Origin of the sequence: Mesorhizobium sp. M1A.T.Ca.IN.004.03.1.1 (assembly GCF_003997555.1) — a bacterium.
Classification (GTDB): domain Bacteria; phylum Pseudomonadota; class Alphaproteobacteria; order Rhizobiales; family Rhizobiaceae; genus Mesorhizobium.
Genome location: NZ_RZTV01001211.1, coordinates 1 through 230, shown reverse-complemented (window position 1 = coordinate 230; position 230 = coordinate 1). Strand labels below are relative to the sequence as shown.

The following is a 230-nucleotide window of genomic DNA, read 5'->3' as shown; positions in this document are numbered from 1 at the left end:
GGTTGCGATGCAGACGCCAAGTTCGCCTGAGAACTTCGCATAGGCGCTGGCCATGAAAGCCGCCATTTCCTCGTGTCGTGCCTGGATGAACTCCATCTTGTCGGATGCGCGATGGAGCGCCCCGAAGACGCCGTTGATGCCGTCGCCGGGATAGCCGAACATACGTCGCACGCCCCATTCGCGAAGCCGTGCCACAAGGAAATCGCCGACTGTTTTCGCCATGGATGCTG

The 230-nt window shown here is 60.4% G+C and carries 1 protein-coding gene; it reads right to left on the bottom strand.

Features of this window, described 5'->3' with window-relative positions:
• Nucleotides 1-222: thiamine pyrophosphate-binding protein (locus EOD29_RS35535; protein WP_245475543.1), on the bottom strand; the 222-nt coding region annotated here is incomplete at its 3' end.
• Nucleotides 223-230 lie beyond the last annotated feature (8 nt).